The 22,395-nt window shown below is 65.0% G+C and carries 18 protein-coding genes; 10 read left to right on the top strand and 8 right to left on the bottom strand.

The genetic code is table 11. The features are described 5' to 3' along the window. The 5 genes from gabT to ACODSD_RS21515 all read right to left on the bottom strand — a co-directional run bounded on the left by gabT (window position 1) and on the right by ACODSD_RS21515 (window position 7,842). On the bottom strand, window positions 1–1,266 hold the full coding sequence (gabT, locus tag ACODSD_RS21535; protein WP_107798045.1) for a 4-aminobutyrate--2-oxoglutarate transaminase: 1,266 nt from the start codon (window positions 1,264–1,266) through the stop codon (window positions 1–3). A gap of 426 nt (window positions 1,267–1,692) precedes the next feature. After that, window positions 1,693–3,003, bottom strand: a complete 1,311-nt coding sequence (locus tag ACODSD_RS21530; protein ID WP_107798046.1) for a TolC family outer membrane protein — start codon at window positions 3,001–3,003, stop codon at window positions 1,693–1,695. A gap of 55 nt (window positions 3,004–3,058) precedes the next feature. Next, window positions 3,059–6,112 (bottom strand): efflux RND transporter permease subunit, encoded by a 3,054-nt coding sequence (locus ACODSD_RS21525; protein ID WP_488878291.1) that lies wholly within the window; start codon window positions 6,110–6,112, stop codon window positions 3,059–3,061. A gap of 7 nt (window positions 6,113–6,119) precedes the next feature. After that, window positions 6,120–7,184 carry an efflux RND transporter periplasmic adaptor subunit gene (locus tag ACODSD_RS21520; RefSeq protein ID WP_235084605.1) on the bottom strand — a complete coding sequence of 355 codons (1,065 nt, stop codon included), beginning with the start codon at window positions 7,182–7,184 and terminating at the stop codon, window positions 6,120–6,122. Window position 7,185: 1 nt separating this feature from the next. Beyond that, window positions 7,186–7,842 carry a TetR/AcrR family transcriptional regulator gene (locus tag ACODSD_RS21515; RefSeq protein WP_107798049.1) on the bottom strand — a complete coding sequence of 219 codons (657 nt, stop codon included), beginning with the start codon at window positions 7,840–7,842 and terminating at the stop codon, window positions 7,186–7,188. A gap of 180 nt (window positions 7,843–8,022) precedes the next feature. On the opposite strand from ACODSD_RS21515, the gene argB reads away from it, so the two are divergent. Both argB and ACODSD_RS21505 read left to right on the top strand, forming a co-directional pair. Then, entirely contained in the window at window positions 8,023–8,892 is an 870-nt protein-coding gene (gene argB, locus ACODSD_RS21510) for an acetylglutamate kinase (RefSeq protein ID WP_370646552.1), read from the top strand. A 147-nt stretch (window positions 8,893–9,039) separates the two neighbouring features. Next, window positions 9,040–9,474, top strand: a complete 435-nt coding sequence (locus ACODSD_RS21505; protein WP_048414414.1) for a CBS domain-containing protein — start codon at window positions 9,040–9,042, stop codon at window positions 9,472–9,474. Between the two features lie 23 nt (window positions 9,475–9,497). On the opposite strand, the gene ACODSD_RS21500 is transcribed toward ACODSD_RS21505, so the two are convergent. Further along, entirely contained in the window at window positions 9,498–10,265 is a 768-nt protein-coding gene (locus ACODSD_RS21500) for an IclR family transcriptional regulator (protein ID WP_488878290.1), read from the bottom strand. Window positions 10,266–10,426: 161 nt separating this feature from the next. Between ACODSD_RS21500 and ACODSD_RS21495 the strand changes: the two genes are divergently transcribed. The 8 genes from ACODSD_RS21495 (at window position 10,427) to ylqF (ending at window position 19,725) form a co-directional block, all read left to right on the top strand. Further along, window positions 10,427–11,614 carry an acyl-CoA dehydrogenase gene (locus ACODSD_RS21495; RefSeq protein WP_227106762.1) on the top strand — a complete coding sequence of 396 codons (1,188 nt, stop codon included), beginning with the start codon at window positions 10,427–10,429 and terminating at the stop codon, window positions 11,612–11,614. Window positions 11,615–11,725: 111 nt separating this feature from the next. Beyond that, on the top strand, window positions 11,726–12,919 hold the full coding sequence (locus ACODSD_RS21490) for a CaiB/BaiF CoA transferase family protein (RefSeq protein ID WP_235084598.1): 1,194 nt from the start codon (window positions 11,726–11,728) through the stop codon (window positions 12,917–12,919). Between the two features lie 60 nt (window positions 12,920–12,979). After that, window positions 12,980–15,364 (top strand): mechanosensitive ion channel family protein, encoded by a 2,385-nt coding sequence (locus ACODSD_RS21485; RefSeq protein WP_488878289.1) that lies wholly within the window; start codon window positions 12,980–12,982, stop codon window positions 15,362–15,364. Between the two features lie 101 nt (window positions 15,365–15,465). Further along, on the top strand, window positions 15,466–17,085 hold the full coding sequence (locus tag ACODSD_RS21480; protein ID WP_227108533.1) for an electron transfer flavoprotein-ubiquinone oxidoreductase: 1,620 nt from the start codon (window positions 15,466–15,468) through the stop codon (window positions 17,083–17,085). A 287-nt stretch (window positions 17,086–17,372) separates the two neighbouring features. Then, the gene (locus ACODSD_RS21475; protein ID WP_253315078.1) at window positions 17,373–17,939 is read left to right on the top strand and encodes a hypothetical protein; all 567 of its coding nucleotides are present in this window, start codon (window positions 17,373–17,375) and stop codon (window positions 17,937–17,939) included. Between the two features lie 43 nt (window positions 17,940–17,982). Then, window positions 17,983–18,321 (top strand): DUF4870 family protein, encoded by a 339-nt coding sequence (locus tag ACODSD_RS21470; RefSeq protein ID WP_107801617.1) that lies wholly within the window; start codon window positions 17,983–17,985, stop codon window positions 18,319–18,321. A gap of 251 nt (window positions 18,322–18,572) precedes the next feature. Further along, window positions 18,573–18,785, top strand: coding sequence for a DUF3820 family protein (locus tag ACODSD_RS21465; protein WP_019100859.1), 213 nt, complete (start codon window positions 18,573–18,575; stop codon window positions 18,783–18,785). Between the two features lie 4 nt (window positions 18,786–18,789). After that, window positions 18,790–19,725, top strand: a complete 936-nt coding sequence (gene ylqF / locus ACODSD_RS21460; protein ID WP_488878288.1) for a ribosome biogenesis GTPase YlqF — start codon at window positions 18,790–18,792, stop codon at window positions 19,723–19,725. 63 nt (window positions 19,726–19,788) lie between these two features. Here ylqF and ACODSD_RS21455 read toward each other — a convergent pair whose 3' ends face one another. Together ACODSD_RS21455 and ACODSD_RS21450 are read right to left on the bottom strand one after the other, a co-directional pair. Beyond that, window positions 19,789–20,475, bottom strand: coding sequence for a response regulator transcription factor (locus tag ACODSD_RS21455; protein WP_227106769.1), 687 nt, complete (start codon window positions 20,473–20,475; stop codon window positions 19,789–19,791). After that, on the bottom strand, window positions 20,453–22,369 hold the full coding sequence (locus ACODSD_RS21450) for a sensor histidine kinase (protein WP_488878287.1): 1,917 nt from the start codon (window positions 22,367–22,369) through the stop codon (window positions 20,453–20,455). Before ACODSD_RS21450 ends, ACODSD_RS21455 begins: the two co-directional genes overlap by 23 nt. Window positions 22,370–22,395: the final 26 nt, after the last annotated feature.

The raw sequence follows: 22,395 nt of genomic DNA, 5'->3' as shown, positions 1-22,395 counted from the left end.
TTAAGCTTTGAGCGCGGCTTCCAGCTTGGCCAGGGCTTCTTCGAACACCGCGTCTTCTATGGTCAGCGGGAACAGGAAACGGACCACGTTGGCGTAGACGCCGCAGGTCAGCAGGATCAGGCCGGATTCCAGCGCCTTGGTCTGCACTTTCTTGGCGAAGTCCGGATCAGGCTGCGGGCTGCCGGGCTGATTGAACTCCACCGCCAGCATCGCGCCCAGTCCGCGGACTTCGGCGATCTGCGGCACCGCGCTTTTCAGGCCGTGCAGTTTTTCCTTCAGCAGCTCGCCCAGACGGTTGGCGCGCTCCAGCAGCTTTTCTTCCGCGATGACGTCGATCACCGCCAGCGCCGCGGCCACCGCCAGCGGGTTGCCGGCATAGGTGCCGCCTAGGCCGCCGGGCGCCGGAGCGTCCATCAGTTCGGCGCGGCCGGTCAGCGCGGACAGCGGGAAGCCGCCGGCCAGCGATTTGGCCATGGTGATCAGGTCGGCCTGCACCGGGTAGTGTTCCATCGCGAACAGCTTGCCGGTGCGGGCGAAGCCGGACTGCACCTCGTCGGCGATCAGCAGGATGCCGTGTTCGTCGCAGATCTTGCGCAGCTGCACCACCCATTCGCTGGGCGCGGCGTAGAAACCGCCTTCGCCCTGCACCGGTTCGAAGATGATGGCGGCGACGCGCTTGGGATCGACATCGTATTTGAACAGTTTTTCCAGACCGTGCAGGGAGTCTTCCACGGACACGCCGTGCAGCGCGTTGGGATAAGGCGCGTGATAGACGTCGCTGGGGAAGGGGCCGAAGCCCACTTTATACGGCGCCACCTTGCCGGTCAGCGCCATGCCCAGCAGGGTGCGGCCGTGGAAGGCGCCGCCGAAGGCGATCACGCCGGCGCGGCCAGTGGCGGCGCGCGCCACTTTCACCGCGTTTTCCACCGCTTCGGCGCCGGTGGTGAACAGCGCGGTTTTCTTGGCGTGCTGGCCCGGGGTCAGCTGGTTCAGCCGTTCGGTCAGGCGGATATAGGATTCGTAGGGGACGACTTGATAGCAGGTGTGGCTGAAGCGGGACAGTTGTTCCGCCACCGCGGCCTGCACCTTGTCGTGCAGATGGCCGGTGTTCAAGACGCCGATGCCGCCGGCGAAGTCGATGTAGCGTTTGCCGTCGGTATCCCAGACTTCGGCATTCTTGGCGCGCTCGGCAAAGAAGCCGCACATGACGCCCACGCCGCGCGGGGTGGCGTCGGCCTTGCGTTGCATCAAATCCTTATTGCTCATCTGCTCTCTCCTCGACGTTGTGCGGTCGGCGCCGCATCGGACGGGCCGCCGCGAATCGGTGTCGGAACGGGGCCGGTCTGTCATGGCGCCGGTTGCCGCTCCGTGGTTTTTTGCTTTCATTATTGCTGTCTGACCATCTCAGGCATTCTATGTTCGTGTTTAGCAAAAAGCTACACATGCCCTAAAAAATTAAACACTTGTTGCGTGGACGTCAGCGGGGGAGTGCGGAAGGGATGGGGAGGCGGCGACCACGCCGGCTGGCATGGCCGCGGAGAAGGGGTCTTAGAACGTGTTTACGATCTCGCGAGCTAAGGCGAGACAAGGCGAAAACGGCTGAGAAAGCGGAATGTACACGTGGTACATGAGCATTTCGAATGCTGTTTTCAACGCCGTATCGCCGACGCGCAGCAGATCGTAAACAGGTTCTTAACGGCGGATGACGGCGTTGACCTTGCTCAGCACCTCGCTATCCAGCTGGCCGGCGGCCTGGGATAAGGACAGCCGCGCGATCAGATACTCGTACTTGGCGGTGGCCAGGCTGGTTAGCGTCGAGTAGTAAGCCTGCTCGGCCTGCAGCAGATCGATATTGGTACGGATGCCGACCTCCTTGCCCAGGCGGGTGGATTCCACCTTGCTCTTGGCCGAGATCAGCAGCTGTTCCTGGGCCCGCACCAGCGCCGCGCCGTTGGTGACGCCGAGGAAGGTGCGGCGTACGTCTTCGCGCACCTGGCGGCGGGTGGCTTCCAGCTTGTCCTTGGCGGACTCCTGCTGCGCCGCCGCCTCGCGCACTTGCGAATTGATGCCGCCGCCGGCGAACAGGGGCAGGGTGACGCCGACGCCTATGCTGCTGCCGCGGGTGTGCGGCTGCTGCATCGGGGCGCGGGTCTGAGTGTCGCTGTAGCCGGCGGTCAGGCTGATCACCGGCAGGTGGCCGCCCTTTTTCTCGGTGACGTTCTTGTCGGCGATCTCCAACGCCTGCTCGGCGGTCTTGATGCTCAGGCTGTTGCGCAGGGCCAGCCCGATCCAGGCTTCCAGCGTGGCCGGGGTCGGCAGTTCCAGCGGCAGTTTGTCCAGCACCGGCTGGATGGTCTTGGGGTCCAGCCCGGTGACGCGGCGCAGATTGTTTTCCGCCAGCTCCAGGCTGTTGATCGCCTTGATTTCCTGGGCCACCGCGCCGTCGTAGCCGGCCTGGGCCTCGTGCGTGTCGGTGATGGTGGCGGTGCCCACTTCGAAGGCGGTCTTGGCCTGCTCCAGTTGTTGCTGGAAGGTTTTCTTGCTGGCGCTGGTGGCGGACAGGGTGTCCTTGGCCAGCAGCACGTTGAAATAGGCCTGCGAGGTGTCCAGGATCAACTGCTGTTCGGCGGCGCTGAAGCTGGTTTCCGCCTGCTGCGTCGCCAGTTTACCTTTTTGATAGCCGGTGTATTTGCCCACGTCGAACAGCGGCTGCTGCAGATTGACGCCGTAGGTGGTGGAGTCGTAACGGCCCTGGCCGGCCGGCGCGATCGGATTGGTGTAATTGTAATTGGCGGTGGCGCCGACCTGGGGCATCAGCAACGCGCGGCCCTGCGGCGCTTTTTCGCGGCCGGCGTCCAGGTCGGAGCGCGCGGCGGCGAAGTCGGCGTTGTAGTCGCGGGCGGCGCGCCAGGCTTCCACCAGGTCGAAAGCGTGGACCGGCAGGGCGAAGCCCAGCAGCAACAGGCTGCCCAGCAGGGGCGAGCGGAATCGGGTCTTGTTCATTGGTGTTTATTTGCTCGGTTTGTTTTGTGTGCTTGTGTGTGGCGGCAAGGCGCCGTCAGGCCGGAGGCCGCCGTATCTTGAACCATTGCGCGTACAGCGCCGGCAGGAACAGCAGGGTCAGCACCGTGGCCACCAGCAGCCCGCCCATGATGGCCACGGCCATCGGTCCCCAGAACGTGCTGCGGCTCAGCGGGATCATCGCCAGGATCGCCGCCAATGCCGTCAGCATGATAGGCCTAAAACGTCTAATTGTGGAGCCGACAATCGCATGCCAGGGATCGATGCCGTCGCGAATATCGTGCTCGATCTGATCGACTAGGATAACCGAGTTGCGCATGATCATGCCGGACAGCGCGATCACCCCCAGCATGGCGACGAAGCCGAAGGGCGCGCTGAAGGCGATCAGGGTCAGCGTCACGCCTATCATGCCCAGCGGCGCGGTCAGCAGCACCATGATGGTGCGCTGCACGCTGTGCAACTGCAACATCAGCAGGGTCACCACCACCACCAGCATCAGCGGCGCCACCGCGGCGATGGCTTTTTGCGATTTGGCGCTGGATTCCATGCTGCCGCCGGTTTCGATGTGATAGCCCAGAGGCAGCGTCCGCTCCAATTCTTGCATCTTGGGCTGCAACTGCCGAGAGATGTCCGCGCCCTGGGCGCCTTCCGCCGGGTCCGCGCTCACGGTGATGGCGGGCAGGCGGTTGCGCCGCCAGATGATGCTTTCCTCTGGCTGGTATTCGATGTGTCCGATTTGCGACACGGGCACGAAGCGGCCGCTGCTGGTTTGTATCATCAAATTGCCGAGGCCGGCGACGTTCTTGCGCTCGTCCGGATTGAGCCGGGCGACGATGGCGATGGCCTGGTCGCCTTCGCGGAAGCTGGTGACGGCGGCGCCGGAAATCAGCATCTGCAATTGCTGGGACAATTGCTGCGAGGACAGGCCGAGCGCGCGCGCCTTGTCCTGATCGATGCGGATGCGCAGCGCCTTCACCTGCTCGCCCCAATTGATGTTGACCTGGCGGGTGGACGGATGCGCGCGCATCAGCGCCTCCACCTGGGCGGCGATGGCGCGCACCTTGGCGTGGTCCTCGCCCATTACCCGGAATTGCACCGCGTAGCCCACCGGCGGGCCGTTTTCCAGCCGGGTCACCCGGCCGCGGACATTGGGGAAGTCGTTGTCGAACAGCTTTTCCAGCCGTTTCTTCACGTCTTCGCGCACATGTTCGTCGCGGGTCATCAACATCAGCTGCGCGTAGTTCAGATGCTGCAGCTGCTGATCCAGCGGCAGATAGAAGCGCGGACTGCCGCTGCCCACGTAGCTGGTGACGCTGACGATGTCCGGGTCGCGCTTGAGCAGCGCTTCCAGTTTTTCCACCTCGCGCTCCGTGGCCTGATGGCTGGCGCCGCGCGGCAGCCACATGTCCACCATCAGCTCGGGCCGGTTGGAGGAGGGGAAGAATTGCTGGGCCACCAGCAATTTGAAGGCGAGCAAGGACAGCACGAAGGCGGCTAGCGTCAGCGCGATCACAGTCTTGCGCCGCTCCAGGCACCACTCCACCACCCGGCGGAAGCGCCGGTAGAACGGCTTGTCGTAGACATCGTGCGCCTCGTGGTGTTGCAGGTTTTCCGGCAGCAGCTTGTAGCCCAGATAGGGGGTGAACACCACCGCGACGATCCAGGACAGCACCAGCGCGATGCCCACCACGGCGAACAGGCTGAATACGTATTCGCCGGCATTGGACTTGGCGATGCCCACCGGCAGGAAGGTGGCGGCGGTGATCAGGGTGCCGGTCAGCATCGGGAAGGCTGTGCTGGTGTAGGCGAAGGTGGCGGCCTGGAACTTGCTCCAGCCCTGTTCCAGTTTCAGCGCCATCATTTCCACCGCGATGATGGCGTCGTCCACCAGCAGGCCCAGCGCGATGATCAGCGATCCCAGCGAGATGCGTTGCAGGTCGATGTTGAAGAAATACATCGCCAGAAAGGTCATCGCCAGCACCAGCGGGATGGACAGCGCCACCACGATGCCGGTGCGCAGGCCCAGGCTGAAGAAGCTGACCGCCAGCACGATGACCACCGCCTCCACCAGAGAACGCATGAATTCGCTCACCGCGTTCTTGACCACCTTGGGTTGGTCCGACACCGAGTGGATCTCCAGACCCACCGGCATCTTGGACTGGATCTGCCGCATGGCCTCGTCCAGGTTTTTGCCCAGGCGCAGCACGTCGCCGCCGGCCTTCATGGTGATGGCCATGCCCAGCACCGGCTTGCCGTTGAAGCGCATGGTATTTTGCGGCGGGTCGATATAGCCGCGTTTGACCGTGGCGATGTCGCCGAGGCGGAAGGTTTTGCCGTTGACGGTGACCGGGGTGGCGGCGATGGCCTCCACGCTGGCGTAGTTGCCGGTGGGACGGACCCAGATGCGGTCGCTGGCGGTTTCGAACACGCCGGACGGCGTCATCGCGTTTTGCTGTTGCAAGGCTTTCCAGATCGCGCCGGTGTCCAGGCCCAGCGAAGCCAGCTTGGCGGTGGACAGGTCCACGTAGACGCGCTGCTCCTGCACGCCCAGCAGGCTGACCTTGGCCACGTCCGGCACGCGCAGGATCTCGCGCTTGGCGTCCTCCAGGTATTGGCGCACTTCCTCATAGCTGAAGCCGTCGCCGGCGAAGGCGTAGATATTGCCGAAGGTGTCGCCGAACTCGTCGTTGAAGAAGGGCCCCTGGATGTCGGCCGGCAGGGTGGCGCGGATATCGCCTATCTTCTTGCGCACCTGATACCAGAGCTGCTGTACGTTCTTGGGCGGCACGTCCTCGCGCACCGAAATCAGCAACAGGCTCTCGCCGGGCTTGGTATAGCTTTGGACGAAGTCGATTTCGCCCATTTCCTGCAGCTTCTCCTCCAGCTTGTTGGTGATCTGCTGTTCCATTTCCAGCGTGCCGGCGCCGGGCCAGTAGGCTTGCACCAGCATGGCCTTGAAGGTGAATTCCGGGTCTTCCTTCTGGCCCAGCTGGGTGTAAGCCCAGACGCCGGCCAACATCAGCATCACCATCAAATAGCGCACCAGCGACTGGTGGCGCAGCGCCCATTCCGACAGGTTCAGTTTTTTCATGGCCGTCTCAGCGCTCCAACAGTTTCACGGCCTGGCCGTCGCGCAGCAGATGGATGCCGGCGGTGACGATCTTGTCGCCCGCTTGCACGCCCTGGGACAAGGTGGCGGAGTCGGCGTCGACGCGGCTGACCGTCACCGCGCGGCGGGCGACTTTGCCGTTGGCGGCGATCAGCCAGACATAGTGCTTGCCCTGCTCGTCCAGCAGCGCGGTCAGCGGCAGCCGCATCTGCGAGTCGGCGGCGTCCGGCAGCGCGACGCTGGCGGTCATCCCCAGTTGCAGGCGGCTGGAATCGCCGCCGATGGCGACGCGCGCCGGATAGGTGCGGGTGGCCGGGTCGGCGTCGGCCGCCAGTTCGCGCAGCGTGCCCGTCATCGGCGCGCCGCCGTTCCACAAGCGCACCTGGAACTGTCCGGCGCGGCGCACCTTGTCCAGCGCGTTTTCCGGCACCTGGATCGCGGCCTCGCGCGGGCCGTCCTGGGACAGACGCGCCATCGGCTGGCCGGCGGCCACCACCAGGCCGGGTTCGGCGGCCATCTGGCTCAGCACGCCGTCGGCGTCCGCCACCAGGCTGGTGTAGCCGGTCTGATTGCGGCTGGCCGCCAGCTGGGCCCTGGCCTGGTCCACCTTGGCGCGGGCGGCGTTGACCGCGTTTTGCTGGCCGTCCACCTGGGACTGGCTGACGAACTGCTTGGCCAGCAGCTCGCGGTAGCGTTTCAGATTCAGTTCCTGCTGGCCGAGATCGGACTGCGCGGCGGCCAGTTGAGCTTGTTTGGCCGACAGGTCCAGTGCGTAGTCGCTGGGGTCCAGCCGCGCCAGCGTCTGGCCTTTCTTCACTCGGTCGCCGCTATTGGCCAGCTTGGCCACCACCTTGCCGGCCACGCGGAAGGCCAGATTGGTCTCGTGGCGGGCGCGGATTTCGCCGGCGTAGCTGTCGCCCTGCTGCTGGGCGGCGGCGCCGGCCACCACGTAGCGGACCGGGCGCGGCGCTTCCGGCGGCGCCTCCGGCTTGCTGCAGGCGGCGAGGGTCAGGCTGGCGATGCCCAGCCAGAGGCAATGAGCGGCAGTTTTCATGTCAATTCTCGTAGGTGGGATTCTTCAGGCCCTGCAGCACCAACTGCAGGGCTTCGCTCAGGTGCGCGCGGGAGTATTGATGCGAGTAGCCGCAGACATCGGGCACCACCTTGGCGAAGGAGTGGGCCCAGGTCATCGCCATCACCAGCGGCGCCAGCAGGGCGTCGCTGCTGCTGGCGATGGGCAGGACGCGGAATTCCCCGCTGTCCATGCCGCGGCGCAGAATGTGCTCGACCATGCGCAGACAGGGCGAGATCACTTCCGTGGTGTAGAAACGCGCCAGCTCCGGAAAATTGGTGGCTTCGGCGATGGCCAGCTTGCACAGGCCGGCGGCCGGCGTGGCGCCCACTTCGTCCCACCATTTGAGCAGCAGAATCTGCAGCAACTCGCCCACCGGGCCGGTGTGTTGCTGCTCCAGTTCGACAAAGGCGCCGAGACGGCTGGACAGATGGTGGCGGACCATGGCCTTGAAGATTTCTTCCTTGTTCTGGAAGTACAGATAGGGCGTGCCCTTGGTCACGCCGGCGGCGCGGGCGATGTCTTCCATCTTGGTGGCGCTGAAGCCTTTCTCTACGAACAGGGCCAGCGCGGCGTCCAGGATTTCGCTGGGACGGGCGTCTTTTTTGCGCTGCCAGCGCGAGGCGGGGGCTTGGGCCATGGCGATATAGCTGAATTCTGGTTCATTAATGATGTGGACTGTATTGCATAATGCCGTTGTTCTGCAATTAATAAATCACAGTTCATTAACAAGCTTGATTAAAATGCAACAGATCAGACCATTGGGTCAGAACCGTCATCTCGCCGGCCGGCAACGGCCGGCGCAACCATGGAGAACGCCGTGCCGACCGACGCAGCAGAAAAAGCCCTGATTCTTGCCGAAGCCCTGCCCTATATCCGCCGTTTCGCTGGCAAGACCCTGGTCATCAAGTACGGCGGCAACGCGATGACCGACGCGGCTTTGAAAGAGGGCTTCGCCAAGGACGTGGTGTTGCTCAAGCTGGTGGGCATCAACCCGGTGGTGGTGCACGGCGGCGGACCGCAGATCAACGAGCTGCTGAACCGCGTTGGCAAGCAGGGCGAGTTCATCCAGGGCATGCGCGTGACCGACTCGGATACCATGGACCTGGTGGAAATGGTGCTGGGCGGCCTGGTGAACAAGGAGATCGTGTCTCTGATCAACAAGCACGGCGGCAAGGCCGTGGGCCTGACCGGCAAGGACGGGCATTTCATTCGCGCCAGCAAGATGTATTTGAAGTCCGAGACCGACGATGAGATCGACATCGGCCAGGTGGGCGAAATCTCCAGCATCGATCCGGCGCTGGTGTCCTTGCTGGACAGTCAGGACTTCATCCCGGTGGTGGCGCCGATAGGCGTTGGCGAAGACGGCGAGGCCTACAACATCAACGCGGATCTGGTGGCCGGCAAGCTGGCGGAGACCCTGGGCGCGGAAAAACTGGTGCTGATGACCAATACTCCGGGCGTGCTCGACAAGAACGGCAAGCTGTTGACCGGGCTGTCGGCGCAGCAGGTGGACGGCTTGTTCGCCGACGGCACCATACACGGCGGCATGCTGCCCAAGATCAGCTCGGCCTTGGACGCGGCGCGCAACGGCGTCAACGCGGTGCACATCATCGATGGCCGCGTGCCGCATGCGCTATTGCTGGAGATCCTGACCGACGCCGGCGTCGGCACCATGATCCGGGCTTGAGGCGAGGCTCCGCCCCGGCAGGGCGCCGCGCGCTTACCGAGGCGCCGCAGCCTGCGCTATAGTGGATTGGTAGGCGCTCGTCCGCGTCGCCAAGCGGCGGGCGGGGCCACGGGAACGGCCGGATTGCCGGTTTGAAAGGGGACATGCATGCAAACGGTAAGACAGTTGTTGGACAGCAAGCCAAACCGAGCCTTGGTCTACGTGAACCCGGACAGCACGGTGTTCCAGGCCTTGCAGGTGATGGCGGAAAACGACATCGGCGCGGTGCTGGTGATGGAGGAGGGCGGCATCGTCGGCATCTTCTCCGAGCGAGACTACGCGCGGCGCATCGTATTGCAGGGCCGCACCTCGGCCGGCACCAAGGTGCGCGACATCATGACCAGCCGCGTGGTCTACGTGACGCCCAGCCAGACGTTGGACGACTGCATGGGCCTGATGACGGAAAAGCGCATTCGCCACCTGCCGGTGTTGGAAGGCAGCGACGTGATGGGCATGTTGTCGATCGGCGACCTGGTACGCGCCACCATCGAAGAGCAGGAGCAGGTGATCAACCACCTGGTCCATTACATCCAGTCCGCCTGAGCCCGGCGAACGGAGCCGTGCGCTCAGCCCAGCGGCGCCAGCCGCTGACGCAAGGCCTTCAAGGCCGGCGCGATGCGTTCGCGCATCGCGCCTTCGCTCAAGGCGAAGGCCGGGCCGCTGGCGTTCAAGGCCATCGGCGCCTGGCCGGGCACGGCCAAGTGCACGCCCACGGCCATCACATCCGGTTCGTATTCTCCGAAAGACGCTGAATAACCCTGGCGCAGATAGGCCTGGCGGGCCTCCTCCAGGCGCGCGCCTATTTCCGGCCACTCCGCGCCGTAGCGCGCGGCCAGCAGTGCTTGCAGCTTGGGCTGCTCCGCCGCCGGCAAGCCGGCGTAATAAGCGCGGCCGATGGCGGTGGTGGCCAGGGGCACCCGCGAGCCCACGGTCAATTGCACCGAAATGCGGGCCGGGCTGCGGCAGGTTTCCAGATACACCATATCGCTGCCGTCGCGCAGCGCCAGGCTGATGGACAGGCCTTGCTCCAGCGCGAACTCGCGCATCAGCGGCCCGGCGATCTGGCGGATATCGTAGCTGGCGAGCACCGTGGAGCCCAAGGCCAGCACCGCCAGTCCCAGCCGGTAGTGGCCGCTGGCTTCGTCCTGCGCCAGATAGCCCAGGCGGGTCAGAGTGTAGCTCAAACGCGACACTGTTGATTTGGGCAGGCCGGTGCGTTTGGCCAGCTCCTGATTGGACAGCGCCAGTTCGCCGGGGCGAAACGCCGCCAGCACTTCCAGTCCGCGCGCCAGCGCGGTGACGAACAGCCTGTCCTTGTCCGTTTCCAAATCCATTGAATCCATCTTGTCTCGTGAGCCTCCGCTTGGGTTGCGCGCCGGGGGCGGGCGTCGAGTTTCGCAAAAACGCTTTACATCCGTCCAGGCGGCGATTAGCCTATTCTGCAATGTGAAACCAAGTTCCGCAATGCGGAACAAGTAACGCGGAGACAGAACCTATGGCAGCCCCCTCCAGTCGCGCGCCGTTCAGCTGGGACGATCCTTTGCTTTTGGCCGAATGCCTGAGTGAAGAAGAACGCATGGTGCAGCAGAGCGCCCATGACTACTGTCAGGACAAGTTGTTTCCGCGGGTGTTGAGCGCCAACCGCGAAGAACGCTTCGACCGCGAAATCATCAACGAGATGGGCGAGCTCGGCCTGCTCGGCTGCACCATAGAAGGCTATGGCTGCGCCGGCCTCAACCACGTGGCCTACGGCCTGGTGGCGCGCGAAGTGGAGCGGGTGGATTCCGGCTACCGCTCGGCGATGAGCGTGCAGTCCAGCCTGGTGATGCATCCGATCTGGGCCTACGGCTCGGACGCGCAGAAGGATAAATACCTGCCGCGGCTGGCCAGCGGCGAATGGCTGGGCTGTTTCGGCCTGACCGAACCGGACTCCGGCTCGGACCCGGCCAGCATGAAGACGCGGGCGCGCAAAGTGGACGGCGGCTATCTGCTCAACGGCAGCAAGATGTGGATCACCAACAGCCCGCAGGCCGATGTGTTCGTGGTCTGGGCCAAGGATGACGAAGACGAAATCCGCGGCTTTGTGCTGGAGAAGGGCATGGCCGGGCTGTCCGCGCCCAAGATCCACGGCAAGTTCTCGCTGCGCGCCTCCATCACCGGCGAGATCGTGATGGACGACGTGCTGGTGCCGGAAGACGCCATCCTGCCGGGGGTCAAGGGTTTGAAGGGGCCGTTCGGCTGCCTGAACAAGGCGCGCTACGGCATCGCCTGGGGCGCGCTGGGCGCCGCCGAATTCTGCTGGCACGCGGCGCGCCAGTACACGCTGGACCGCAAGCAGTTCGGCCGTCCGCTGGCCGCCAATCAATTGATCCAGCTGAAACTGGCCAATATGCAGACCGAGATCGCCCTGGGCCTGCACGCGGCGCTGCGCGTGGGACGCCTGATGGACGAAGGCAAGGCCGCGCCGGAAATGATCTCGCTGATCAAGCGCAACAACTGCGGCAAGGCGCTGGACATCGCCCGGCTGTCGCGCGATATGCACGGGGGCAACGGCATCGCCGACGAATTCCACGTGATCCGCCATGTGATGAACCTGGAGGCGGTCAACACTTACGAAGGCACGCACGATGTGCATGCCTTGATTCTGGGCCGAGCCCAGACCGGTATTCAGGCGTTTGCCTGATAAGCCGGCGCGGCCGGGAGGCCGGCCGCGCCGTTATTCCTGTCTGTCCTTGGAGGCCCGGCTTGCCGGGCCGCTTTTTTTTCGATGGGTTGCATGTATCGGGAGACGCAGATGACGGGCGCGCTGGAAGGCATCAAGGTATTGGATTTGTCCAGGGTATTGGCGGGGCCGTGGACCGGCCAGTTGCTGGCCGACCTGGGCGCGGAAGTGATCAAGGTGGAGCGCCCGGGCTGCGGCGACGATACCCGGCAATGGGCGCCGCCCAGCCTGCCGGACGGCACCGCCGCTTATTTTCTGTGCGCCAACCGCGGCAAGAAATCGCTGACCGTGGACATCGCCAAGCCGGAGGGGCAGGAGATCGTCCGCCGGCTGGCCGCCGACGCCGACGTGCTGATTGAAAACTACAAGGTGGGCGGGCTGGCCAAGTACGGGCTGGACTACGCCAGCCTGGCCGAACTCAACCCGCGGCTGGTGTATTGCTCGGTCACCGGCTTCGGCCAGGACGGGCCGTACGCGCAGATGGCCGGCTACGACTATATCGTGCAGGGCATGTCCGGCCTGATGAGCATCACCGGCCCGGCCGACGGAGAGCCGCACAAGGTGGGCGTGGCGGTCACCGATCTGTTCACCGGACTCTACGCCGCCAACGCGATCCAGGCCGCGCTGTGGGCGCGGCAAGGCAGCGGGCGCGGCCAGCATATCGATATGGCCTTGTTCGACTGCGCGCTGGCGATGCTGGCCAACGTCAATATGAACTGGCTGGTGGGCGGCGCGGTGCCGCCGCGCCTGGGCAACGCCCATCCCAATATCGTGCCCTACCAAGTATTCAAATGCGCCGGCGACGGCCACTTCATCCTGGCCTGCGGCAACGACCGCCAGTTCCGCTCGGTGTGCGAGCTGATAGGCCGGCCGGAACTGGCCGACGACGCCCGTTTCGCCAGCAATCCGCAGCGCGTCGCGCACCGGGACGAGCTGGTGCCCTTGCTGGCCGCCGGCTTCCTGGCTCAGCCGCGCGACGCCTGGCTGGCGCGGCTGGATCAGGCCGGCGTGCCCTGCGGACCGATCAATACCGTGGACGAGGCCTTCGCCGATCCGCAAATCCGGCATCGTCAGATGCAGATCGAACTGCCGGGTCTGGACGGCCAGGCCGTGCCCCTGGTGGCCTGCCCGATCAAACTGTCGGACACGCCGCCGCAATATCGCGAGGCGCCGCCCCGGCTGGGCCAGCACACCGACGCCTTGCTGGAGAAGGCCGGCTACGGCGCCGAGGACATTGCCCGCCTGCGTGGGGCGGGCGTGATCTGAGACGAGTACATGCCTTTGGCATGGTTTGGGCCTGGGTGCCGCGCGCGGATTCGTGCGAAAATGCGCCGTCGAGTTGCCGCCGGCGGTCTGCGCCGGGGCAAGGTCCACCGCTTGTTCAATGAAATGCCTAGCGTGAAGAGCCGCTTCTTTGCCGTCTGTTGCCTGTTTGCCGGGCTCTTGTCCTGCGCCGGGGCTTACGCCGCCTTGCCGGCCGCGTCCAAACCCGCGGCCAAGCCGGCGGCTTCGGCGCCCGCGGTCAGCGTGGCGGACAAGCTGTCCGAGGCGCAGCAGGCGCTGGATCAATTGGAAACCATCAAGCTGGACAAGTTGCCGGCCGGCGTCACCCCGGGCGAGCTGTTGTTTCGCCGCGCCTTGCTGGAACGCTTGGTGGCGTCTTACGCCTGGCAGCTGGATCTTGCGGGGGAACGCGACCAGAGGCTGAGGCAGCAAGCCGAGGCCGAAGAGGCCTTGCGCAACTGGAGCGGCTTTGCGCAAGCCGGCCCTTATCCGGTGTCCTTGGTGGAGGGCTTGCGCAGCCGCCTGCAGACCGGCGGCTGGGAAAAGGATACCCAGCAGGCGCAGCAACTGATGTTGTCGCAGATGCAGGAGGCGATGCGCAACAGCCTCAAGCTCAACGAGGTGAGTCTGCGCCAGGCGCGGGAGCAGTTGGAAGGGGCCGCGGCCGGCGAGGCCGAGGCGCTGCGCTGGCGGATGGACGGCGCGCGCTGGCGCCGCGACATCAGCGCGTCGGAACTGCTGCAGTTCGACGCCTTGGGGCAGGTGCTGCGCATCCGTCAGCAGACCTTGCAGGCGCAGTTGGACTTGTGGCGGAAGCAACTGGACGGCGTCGGCAAACAGGTCCGTTTCCAGCCGGCGGAGCTGGACGGGGTGCAACGGCGCTTGGGAGAGGAACGCCTGCGCCTGGAGCGGGAGATGAGCGCGCACGAGCAGCGCCGCCGCCGGGTCAAGGCCGAGCTGGAGGAACTGGAGCGGCAGTTGGCGGCCCTGAAGCAGAAAAAGGACGCGCCGGCGCAGGCCGCGCTGTTACAGGATTTGACCCAGCGCACAGTCGAGCAGCGCCAGGCTCTGGACAATAGCGACCTCGCGGTGCAGCTGATGCGCATCCGTCAGGAGGCGAACTCGCAGGAGGGCGGCATCTGGGAGTACCGCTACCAGTTGTACGCCGGCAAGGCGGCCAATCTGGCCGAGGTGGCCAGCGCCAGCCGTCAGGCCGGCGAGGAATTGGGCGCGGTGCGCGATTACCTGCAAAAAGAGGCGGAGCTGACCATGGCCAAGATGGCGGACGTGCAGCATGAAGTCGGCCTGGACCGCGGCGGCGGCCACGCGCTGGCGATGCTGCAACTGCTGCGCCAGCGGCTGGACATCGTCAACGCCGCCCAACAGCCGGTGCAGGCGGCCTTGACCGGCATTCTGCTGTTGCAGCAGGAGTTCGACGTCGGCGCGCCGGCGGAGGGCACGCCGCAGGAGGTGTCCCGCCGGCTGAGCGAGCGCGTGTTGCAGGCGGCGCGGGCGCTGTGGAATTATGAACTGTTCAGCGCCGACGACAGCGTGGAGATCAACGGCCAGAAAGTGCAGGCCACCCGCAGCGTGACCATAGGCAAGAGTCTGGGCGCCATCCTGGTGCTGCTGATAGGCTACGCCGCCAGCACCGCGCTGCTGCGCGCTTTGCGGCGCTTGGCCACGCATAGGCTGGGCTTCAGCGAGGCCGCCGCCAATATCTGGTGGCGCTGGAGTTATGTCTGCGTGATCGCCCTGCTGGTGGTGTTCGCGCTCAATCTGGTCAAGATTCCGCTGACGGTGTTCGCCTTTCTGGGCGGCGCGCTGGCGATCGGCATCGGCTTCGGCACTCAGAACCTGCTGAAGAACCTGATCAGCGGCGTGATGCTCTTGGTGGAGCGGCCGCTGAAAGTGGGCGACTTTGTCCAGGTCGGCGGCATCAGCGGCACCGTCAGCAGCATAGGGCTGCGTTCTTCGGTGGTGCGCGCAGGCGACGGCATCGAGACGCTGATCCCCAACTCCACCTTCGTGGAGAGCGCGGTGACCAACTGGACTTACAGCAACCGGCGGATTCGCCGGAAAATCGCCATCGGCGTGGCTTACGGCAGCCCGCCGCGCGAGGTGTGCAATCTATTGCTGGCGGAGGCGGAGCGACACGGCCTGGTGCTCAAGGAGCCGCCGCCGCGGGTGTTGTTCAGCAACTTCGGCGCCGACGCGCTGGAGTTCGAGCTGGAGTACTGGCTGGACATCGGCGACGCCGATTCCGTGCTGGTGGCCAGCGATCTGCGTCACATGATAGACGGCGCGCTGGCCAAGGCCGGCATCGAGCTGCCCTTCCCGCAGCGCGATGTGCATTTGCAACAGGGTGAGCCTTTACAGATTGAAGTCAGACGGGCGGCCGGCGGTCGGGCGTCTGACAGTTTTTAAACGGTTGTTTGATTTTTGATCGCGCGCCATGCAACATGCATGCGGTAGCGGGGCTTTTGAACCCGGCGCGCGATTAAGGAGATGCAGTGGAACGCGATTACATGGAATACGATGTGGTGATCGTCGGCGGCGGCCCCTCCGGGCTGACCGCGGCGATTCGCCTGAAGCAGCTGGCGGCGGAGCAGGGCCGGGAGATCAGCGTCTGTCTATTGGAGAAGGGCTCGGAAATCGGCGCCCACATCCTGTCCGGCGCGGTGATCGAACCGCGGGTGCTCAATGAGCTGATCCCGGACTGGAAGGAAAAAGGCGCGCCGCTGAACACCGAGGCCAAGTCCGACCGTTTCCTGTTGCTGACCGAAACCGAATCCATCCAATTGCCGACGCCGCCGCAGATGCATAATCACGGCAACTACATCGTCAGCCTCGGCAATTTCTGTCGCTGGCTCGGCCAGCAGGCCGAGGAACTGGGCGTGGAAATCTACCCCGGCTTTGCCGCGGCCGAAGTGCTCTATCACGAGGACGGCTCGGTCAAGGGCGTGGCCACTGGCGATATGGGCATCGGCAAGGACGGCGAGAAAACCGACGCCTGGCAACCTGGCATGGAGCTGTGGGCCAAGCAGACCATCTTCGCCGAAGGCTGTAGGGGCTCCTTGACCAAGACGCTGTTCGAGCGTTTCCGCCTGCACGACGGCGCCGATCCGCAAACCTACGGCATCGGCATCAAGGAATTGTGGGAGGTGCGGCCGGAACTGCATCAGCCGGGCAGCATCACCCATACCGTGGGCTGGCCGGTGGACACCGCCACCTACGGCGGCTCCTTCATGTACCACCTGGACAATAATCAGGTGGTGGTCGGCTTCGTCATCGGCCTGGATTACCAGAACCCCTATCTGTCGCCGTTCGATGAATTCCAGCGCTTCAAGACCCATCCGGCCATCCGCAAGGTGTTCGAAGGCGGCCGCCGGCTGTCTTACGGCGCGCGCGCGCTGACCGAGGGCGGCCTGCAAAGCCTGCCGCGGCTGACCTTCCCCGGCGGCCTGCTGGTGGGCGACACCGCCGGCTTCCTCAACGTGCCCAAGATCAAGGGCACCCATACCGCGATGCAGTCGGCGATGCTGGCGGCGGAAGCGGTGTTCGAACTGCTGGGCCAGGAACAGCCGGCGCGCGAAGCCACCGCCTACAGCCAGAAATTCAAGCAAAGCTGGCTGCACGAGGAACTGCACCGGGTGCGCAATATCCGGCCGTCGTTCCGCTGGGGTCTGTGGCCGGCGATGATTTATTCGGCGCTGGACACCTTTTTGTTCCGCGGTAAGGCGCCGTGGACGCTGCGCCACCACCAGGCCGACCATCAGAGCCTGAAGCCGGCCGACGAGTGCGCGCCCATCGCCTATCCCAAGCCGGACGGGGTGTTGACCTTCGACCGTCTGTCCTCGGTGTTCATTTCCAACACCAATCACGGCGAAGACCAGCCGCCGCATCTGAAGCTGAAGGACGCCAGCGTGCCGGTGCAGTTCAATCTGGCCAAGTACGACGCGCCGGAACAACGCTACTGCCCGGCCGGGGTGTATGAGATCGTCGGCCGCGAAGAGGGCGAGCCGCGCTTGCAGATCAACGCGCAGAACTGCGTGCACTGCAAGACCTGCGACATCAAGGACCCGACCCAGAACATCGTCTGGACCGTGCCTGAGGGCGGCGGCGGCCCCAACTATCCCAATATGTAAGCGGGATGGTCTGGCGAAACCCCGGAGCATGCTCCGGGGTTTTTCTTGACAAGCCGGGCCTATTGTTGGCAGCATGCACGACATGACCCAATCTTTCGCCTTCTTCAACAGCTATTTTTATTGGTACCGCACACCGGCGGCGCCAAGGGATGGCTGTGGACTGAAAGATTGACCCAGCACTAGTAAAGATTCCCGATAAATGCCGCCGCGCTACCGGCGGCATTTGTTTTTCCTCCCCGAAATACATGACCTCCGGAAGCCAGGCCAGACCCCAGGAGGTCCGTTCCATGAATGAAGTCAGCGATGCCGCGCAAATCGCGCGCCAGTCTTGGTCCCTGCTGTGTCCCAGCGACGCCGTTCCGGTGAAAGTGTTGACCGACGGCGAACGCTACGCCAACCGCCCGGCGCCGGACGCCGCGTGGATGGCCGCCGCGCGGCGCGACGGCGGCGTGCTGGAAAGCCGGCTGCCGCAGCTGCGCGCGATGGCCATGCTGTTGGCCGCGCAACGCTGGCGCGAACGGAGCGGGGAGACGCCGGCGCGGCTGGCCGACGCGGCGGATTGGCTGGCCGCGCGCATTCTGCTGCTGGGCCTCAGCCACGTGCTGGTGACGGCGGAGAGCTTTGCCCGGCTGGATCTGGCGAACCGCCGCTGCCGCGCCTGGTCGGAACAGATCGGCCTGCCGTTCGCGCCGGCCTTGCCCATTCTGGTGGCGGACGCCGGCGGCGAATCGTGTTTGCAGGCCTGGAGCCGCAGCGCCGAGGTGGCGCTGGCCCTGGCCGGCGGCAGAGGGGAAGCGGCGTTGACGCGGCATTGCGAACAGCGCTTGCAAGCGCTGCTGGCTAGGGTATCTTGATAATTGTTTAGCATAAATTTTGAGCCGGGGAGGCATGATGTCCATGGACGTGATCACGCAAGAAGACGAACGCAAACTGAATAATCTGACCCTGGTGGTCTATATCCTGCAGGCAATCAGCCTGTTTGTCGGCCTGACCGGCTTGGTGGCGGTGATCATCAACTACGTCAAGCGCGACGATGTGCGCGGCACGCGCTATGAAAGCCATTTCAGCTGGCAGATCCGCACCTTCTGGTGGGCCTTGCTCGGCACCGTGTTGGGCGTGGCGCTGGCCTGGATCCTGGTGGGCTTCGTGATTTTGGGCGTTACCTGGGTGTGGTACGTGTACCGCATCGTGCGCGGTTTCCTGAATTTCAACGACGGCAAACCGATGCCGGAGTGAGCGGCCTCCGGACAAAAAGAGCGGGCGCGGGCATATGCAATGCCCGGCGCCCGGCAAGGTTCTGCGCGAACCGGAAAATGGGCGGCCGGCGAGCCGCTGGTTTTTGAAAGCCGCCTACATGCTAAACCGCGCGCCTGGCGGCCCCCAGCAAAACCCGGCCGGCGCTTGCGCCATGTCAAGCCAGGGGCGCGGGCATGGCCAGCGGGCTGCGGTTTTGGCACAATGCGCAGGCTGTTTGAACGAGAGGCGCAATGCAAGCCGATGATTTGCAAAGCCTGGTGACCCGGGCCATGCCGTTTGGCAAACACAAGGGCACGCTGATCTGCGACCTGCCCGGCAACTATCTGAACTGGTTCGCCCGCGAAGGCTTTCCTCCCGGCGAAATTGGCCGCCTGCTGCAATTGATGCAGGAGCTGGACCATAATGGCCTAACCTATCTACTTGATCCGATAAGAAAGCGCTAGAAGCATGGCAATCCAATGGTTCCCCGGCCATATGAACAAGGCCCGGAAGGATGTGGCCGAGCGATTGAAAGACATCGACGTGGTCATTGAAATGCTGGACGCGCGGCTGCCGGCTTCCAGCGCCAATCCCATGCTGGCGCGCATGGCCAAGGGCAAGCCGCGGCTGATGATCCTGAACAAACAGGACTTGGCCGACGCCGCCGCCACCCAGCAGTGGCTGGACTGGTATCGCGCTAAGAAAAACACCCAGGCGCTGGGCATGGACGCCGGCGAGCGCGCGCCGGCGCAAAAGCTGGTGGCCGCCTGCCGCGAGCTGGCGCCGACGCGCGGCGGCCTGGAAAAGCCGCTGCGGGTGTTGATCTGCGGCATTCCCAATGTGGGCAAGTCCACGCTGATCAACAGCATGAGCAGCCGCAAGGTGGCCAAGACCGGCAATATGCCCGGCGTCACCAAGAACGAGCAGCGCATCATCCTGGCCGACGACGTGGAGTTGTTCGACACCCCGGGCATGCTGTGGCCCAAGATCGAGGTGGAAGAGGGCGGCTACAATCTGGCGGCCAGCGGCGCGGTGGGCCGCAACGCGATGGATGAAGAGGAAGTGGCGTTGGAGCTGCTCAAGTATCTGATGCAGCACTACACGGCGGAGCTGAGCGCGCGCTACAAGCTGGACGACATCGCCGGTCAGCAGGATTGGCAGGTGCTGGAAATGATAGGCCGCAAGCGCGGCGCGGTGCAGTCCGGCGGCAAGATCAATGTGCAGAAGGCGGCCGAGATCGTGCTGACCGATTTCCGCGACGGCAATATCGGCCGCATCACGCTGGAACGGCCGGAAGAATGGCTGGCCTGGGAAAAGCGCGCTAAGGAATTGGCCGCCATCCGCGCCGCCGAACGCGAAGCCCGGCAACAGGAGAGGGACAGCAAGAAGTCCGGCCGCCGCTGAGCCTGCGTCCCTTCTTGCTCCGCCCAAGCGCGGCCCATTGCGGGCCGCGTTTTTTTTGCCGCCTCAAAGCGGCTGGCAGGGCTCGCTGAAGCCATAGCCCACGCCTCTGGCCGCCAGGATGGGGTTGTGTTGCGGCGCGATGCCGCTGAGCTTGCGCCGCAGGCGGCTGATCAGGGTTTCCAGTCTGCGTTCGTCGTAGTGCAGATAATTGGCGCCCAGCGCCTCCGCCAGTTCGCGACGGTGCGCCGGTTCCGGCGCGCGCCGCAGCATCGTGCTCATCACCTGATGTTCCGCATGGGTCAGGTGCAGCTGCTGGCCGTTGGGCGCGGTCAGCGTGCGGTTGGCGGCGTGGTAACGCCAGCCGTCGGCGCGCTCCGCCGCGTCGCCGTCCAGCCGCCGCAGCACGCTGGCCAGCGTGGCCAGCAATTCCGCCAGCGGCGTCGGTTTGACCAGATAGGCGTCGGCACCTTGCTGCAGGCCCTGCACCTTGTCGTCCAGCGCGCCGCGCGCGGTGAGCATGACTTGCCCCAGGCCGGGGTGGCTGGCGCGCAGCCGCCGGCTCAGCGCCATGCCGTCGATATCGGGCAAGCCCAAGTCCAGTATCAGCAGCCGGCAGGGATGTTCGGCCAGATGCCGTTCCAGCTCCTGGCCGCAGGCGAGGCCGGTGGCCTGGTAGCCGCAGCGCTTGAGCTGGAACAGCAGCTCTTCGCGCAGGTCCGGGTTGTCTTCAAGCAAGGCTATGTGCGTCATGAGCGGCTTTCGGTAGATGCAAGATGAAGCTGGCGCCGTGCGGCCAGTGAGGGTCCAGGCCCAGCTCGCCGCCGTGTTGGACGGCGATGCGCCGCGCCAGGTGCAGGCCCAGTCCCAGGCCGGGGCGGTTGCTGGTTTCCGCCAAGCGGGTGAAGCGCTGGAAAATCGCTTCTTCCTGGCCTGGCGCGATGCCGGGGCCGTAGTCGCTGATTTGCCAGACGATGCGGTCGGCGAGGCGGTGGACGCCGATCTGGATGGGCGTGTCCGGGTGCGCGTATTTCAGGGCGTTTTCCATCAGGTTCTGCAGCAGCATCGTCAGCAATTGGTCGTCGCCGCACAGCGGCATGCGCGCGCCGCCGCTTTGCAGCCAGAAGCGCCGCTGCGCGTCCGCGTCCAGTTGTTCCAGGCTGCGTCGGGTCAGCTCCAGCAAATCCAGCGGGCGGTTGTGCAGGCCGGCGTCGCTCACATCGGCGCGGCCGTGCTGCTCGGCCAGCCGCATCAATTCCTGCATCCGCTGCAAGGCGCGCTGGATGCGTTCGTGGCGCGCCTGCCGCTGCGCCAGCACCGGCGGCGCCGGCGCGTCCTCTTCCAGCAGGCGCAGGCTGCTGCTGGCGGCGTCGATGATGGCCACAGGGGTGCGGATTTCATGGGTGATCATCGCCAGCAGATCGGCCTGCTCTTCGCGCGCCTCGCGCTGACGCAGGCTGTCGGCCTGGGCCTGGCTGGCCTGATGCAGCGCCTCGATGCGTTCGCGCTCCAGCGTGCGCATGCGCAGGAACAGGCCGATGTAGAGCAGAGTGATGGGCGGCAGATCGGCCAGGCGGCCGTATTCCTGGATCCAGGATTGATAGGGGATGTGTCCCAGATGCAATAGCAGCGCGGGGATGTTGAGCGCCAGATTGGTGGGCAGATGCAGCGCGATCAGGCGGTCGCCGCTGTCGTTGCGCCGCCACAGCCGCCAGCAGACCGGCAGGGTCAGCAGATTGATGACGATGATGGCGTAGAGGGTGACCGGAATGCTGTAAGCGAGGCCAAAGGGCCAGAACAAGGCGCACAGCACGGTGGCGGCGCCGGCGGCGGCCTGCAGCTGGTATAGCCGGTAGGTGCGGGGGTAGTCGCGCTTCAGCTCCAGCAGATGGGCGAAATAGGCGCAGCCCAGCATGACGGCGGCGCCCAGACCGACGTAATTGCACAGCAGCGCGATCTGGGGCTGTTCCGGAAACAGCAGCAGGCGGGCCATGCCGTCGGTGGCGAAGCGGTGGCAGGCCACCGCCAGGATGTAGCCGAACAGCTTGGCGTGCTGTGCCCGGCGGGTGATAAGCCAGGCCGCCAGCGCGATCAGCACCATGGTCAGCATATAGCCGTAGATCAGACCCAATTGCAGCAGGCGCTGATTGTTGTGGGCGGCCAGTTCCGCCTCGCTCCACAGGCGCGGCTGCGCGTTCAAGGCCAGCGACTGGACTTTGACGAAGACCGTTTGCTCATGCGGCAGCAGGGAAAAGCTGGCGGCGATCAGCGGCAGCTCCATCGCGGACACCGGACGCCAGGAACCGATGTCCCGCTGTTGCCAGCCGCCGTCCGGCAGCCGCTGATACAGGCTTAGCCGCGCCAAATAGCTGGGAATCAGCTCCAGCCAGGGCCGGGGCGGCACATCGCTTAGCTTGAGCCGCAGCCAGCAGGTGTCGTGCCCGTAGCCGCGCGCCAGTTTGCCGTCCGGCAGCGGCTGGAAACGCGTCTGCCAGCCGGCGCTGGCGACGCGGTCTATGTCCAGGCCGGCGTCGGCGCTGCAATAGACGGCGGCGTCCCGTTCGCTGAAGGTCCGGAAGCCGGCATGCGCGACGCCGCCGGCCAAGAGCAGGCACAGCAGCAGCAATGTCGACAGCGCGCGTGTCATCGGGTCAACGGCTCGAAGTTCGGGAT

The organism is Chromobacterium sp. FG22, from assembly GCF_057809415.1.
The sequence above is the reverse complement of the archived record's forward strand: the minus strand, read 5'-3'. Positions and strand labels throughout refer to the sequence as shown.

Coding starts and splice junctions, on each gene's coding strand:
- gabT (WP_107798045.1), bottom strand. CDS start 1,266: ATGAGCAATAAGGATTTGATGCAACGCAAGGCCGACGCCACCCCGCGC.
- ACODSD_RS21530 (WP_107798046.1), bottom strand. CDS start 3,003: ATGAACAAGACCCGATTCCGCTCGCCCCTGCTGGGCAGCCTGTTGCTG.
- ACODSD_RS21525 (WP_488878291.1), bottom strand. CDS start 6,112: ATGAAAAAACTGAACCTGTCGGAATGGGCGCTGCGCCACCAGTCGCTG.
- ACODSD_RS21520 (WP_235084605.1), bottom strand. CDS start 7,184: ATGAAAACTGCCGCTCATTGCCTCTGGCTGGGCATCGCCAGCCTGACC.
- ACODSD_RS21515 (WP_107798049.1), bottom strand. CDS start 7,842: ATGGCCCAAGCCCCCGCCTCGCGCTGGCAGCGCAAAAAAGACGCCCGT.
- ACODSD_RS21505 (WP_048414414.1), top strand. CDS start 9,040: ATGCAAACGGTAAGACAGTTGTTGGACAGCAAGCCAAACCGAGCCTTG.
- ACODSD_RS21500 (WP_488878290.1), bottom strand. CDS start 10,265: ATGGATTTGGAAACGGACAAGGACAGGCTGTTCGTCACCGCGCTGGCG.
- ACODSD_RS21495 (WP_227106762.1), top strand. CDS start 10,427: ATGGCAGCCCCCTCCAGTCGCGCGCCGTTCAGCTGGGACGATCCTTTG.
- ACODSD_RS21490 (WP_235084598.1), top strand. CDS start 11,726: ATGACGGGCGCGCTGGAAGGCATCAAGGTATTGGATTTGTCCAGGGTA.
- ACODSD_RS21485 (WP_488878289.1), top strand. CDS start 12,980: ATGCGCCGTCGAGTTGCCGCCGGCGGTCTGCGCCGGGGCAAGGTCCAC.
- ACODSD_RS21480 (WP_227108533.1), top strand. CDS start 15,466: ATGGAATACGATGTGGTGATCGTCGGCGGCGGCCCCTCCGGGCTGACC.
- ACODSD_RS21475 (WP_253315078.1), top strand. CDS start 17,373: ATGAATGAAGTCAGCGATGCCGCGCAAATCGCGCGCCAGTCTTGGTCC.
- ACODSD_RS21470 (WP_107801617.1), top strand. CDS start 17,983: ATGGACGTGATCACGCAAGAAGACGAACGCAAACTGAATAATCTGACC.
- ACODSD_RS21465 (WP_019100859.1), top strand. CDS start 18,573: ATGCAAGCCGATGATTTGCAAAGCCTGGTGACCCGGGCCATGCCGTTT.
- ylqF (WP_488878288.1), top strand. CDS start 18,790: ATGGCAATCCAATGGTTCCCCGGCCATATGAACAAGGCCCGGAAGGAT.
- ACODSD_RS21455 (WP_227106769.1), bottom strand. CDS start 20,475: ATGACGCACATAGCCTTGCTTGAAGACAACCCGGACCTGCGCGAAGAG.
- ACODSD_RS21450 (WP_488878287.1), bottom strand. CDS start 22,369: ATGACACGCGCGCTGTCGACATTGCTGCTGCTGTGCCTGCTCTTGGCC.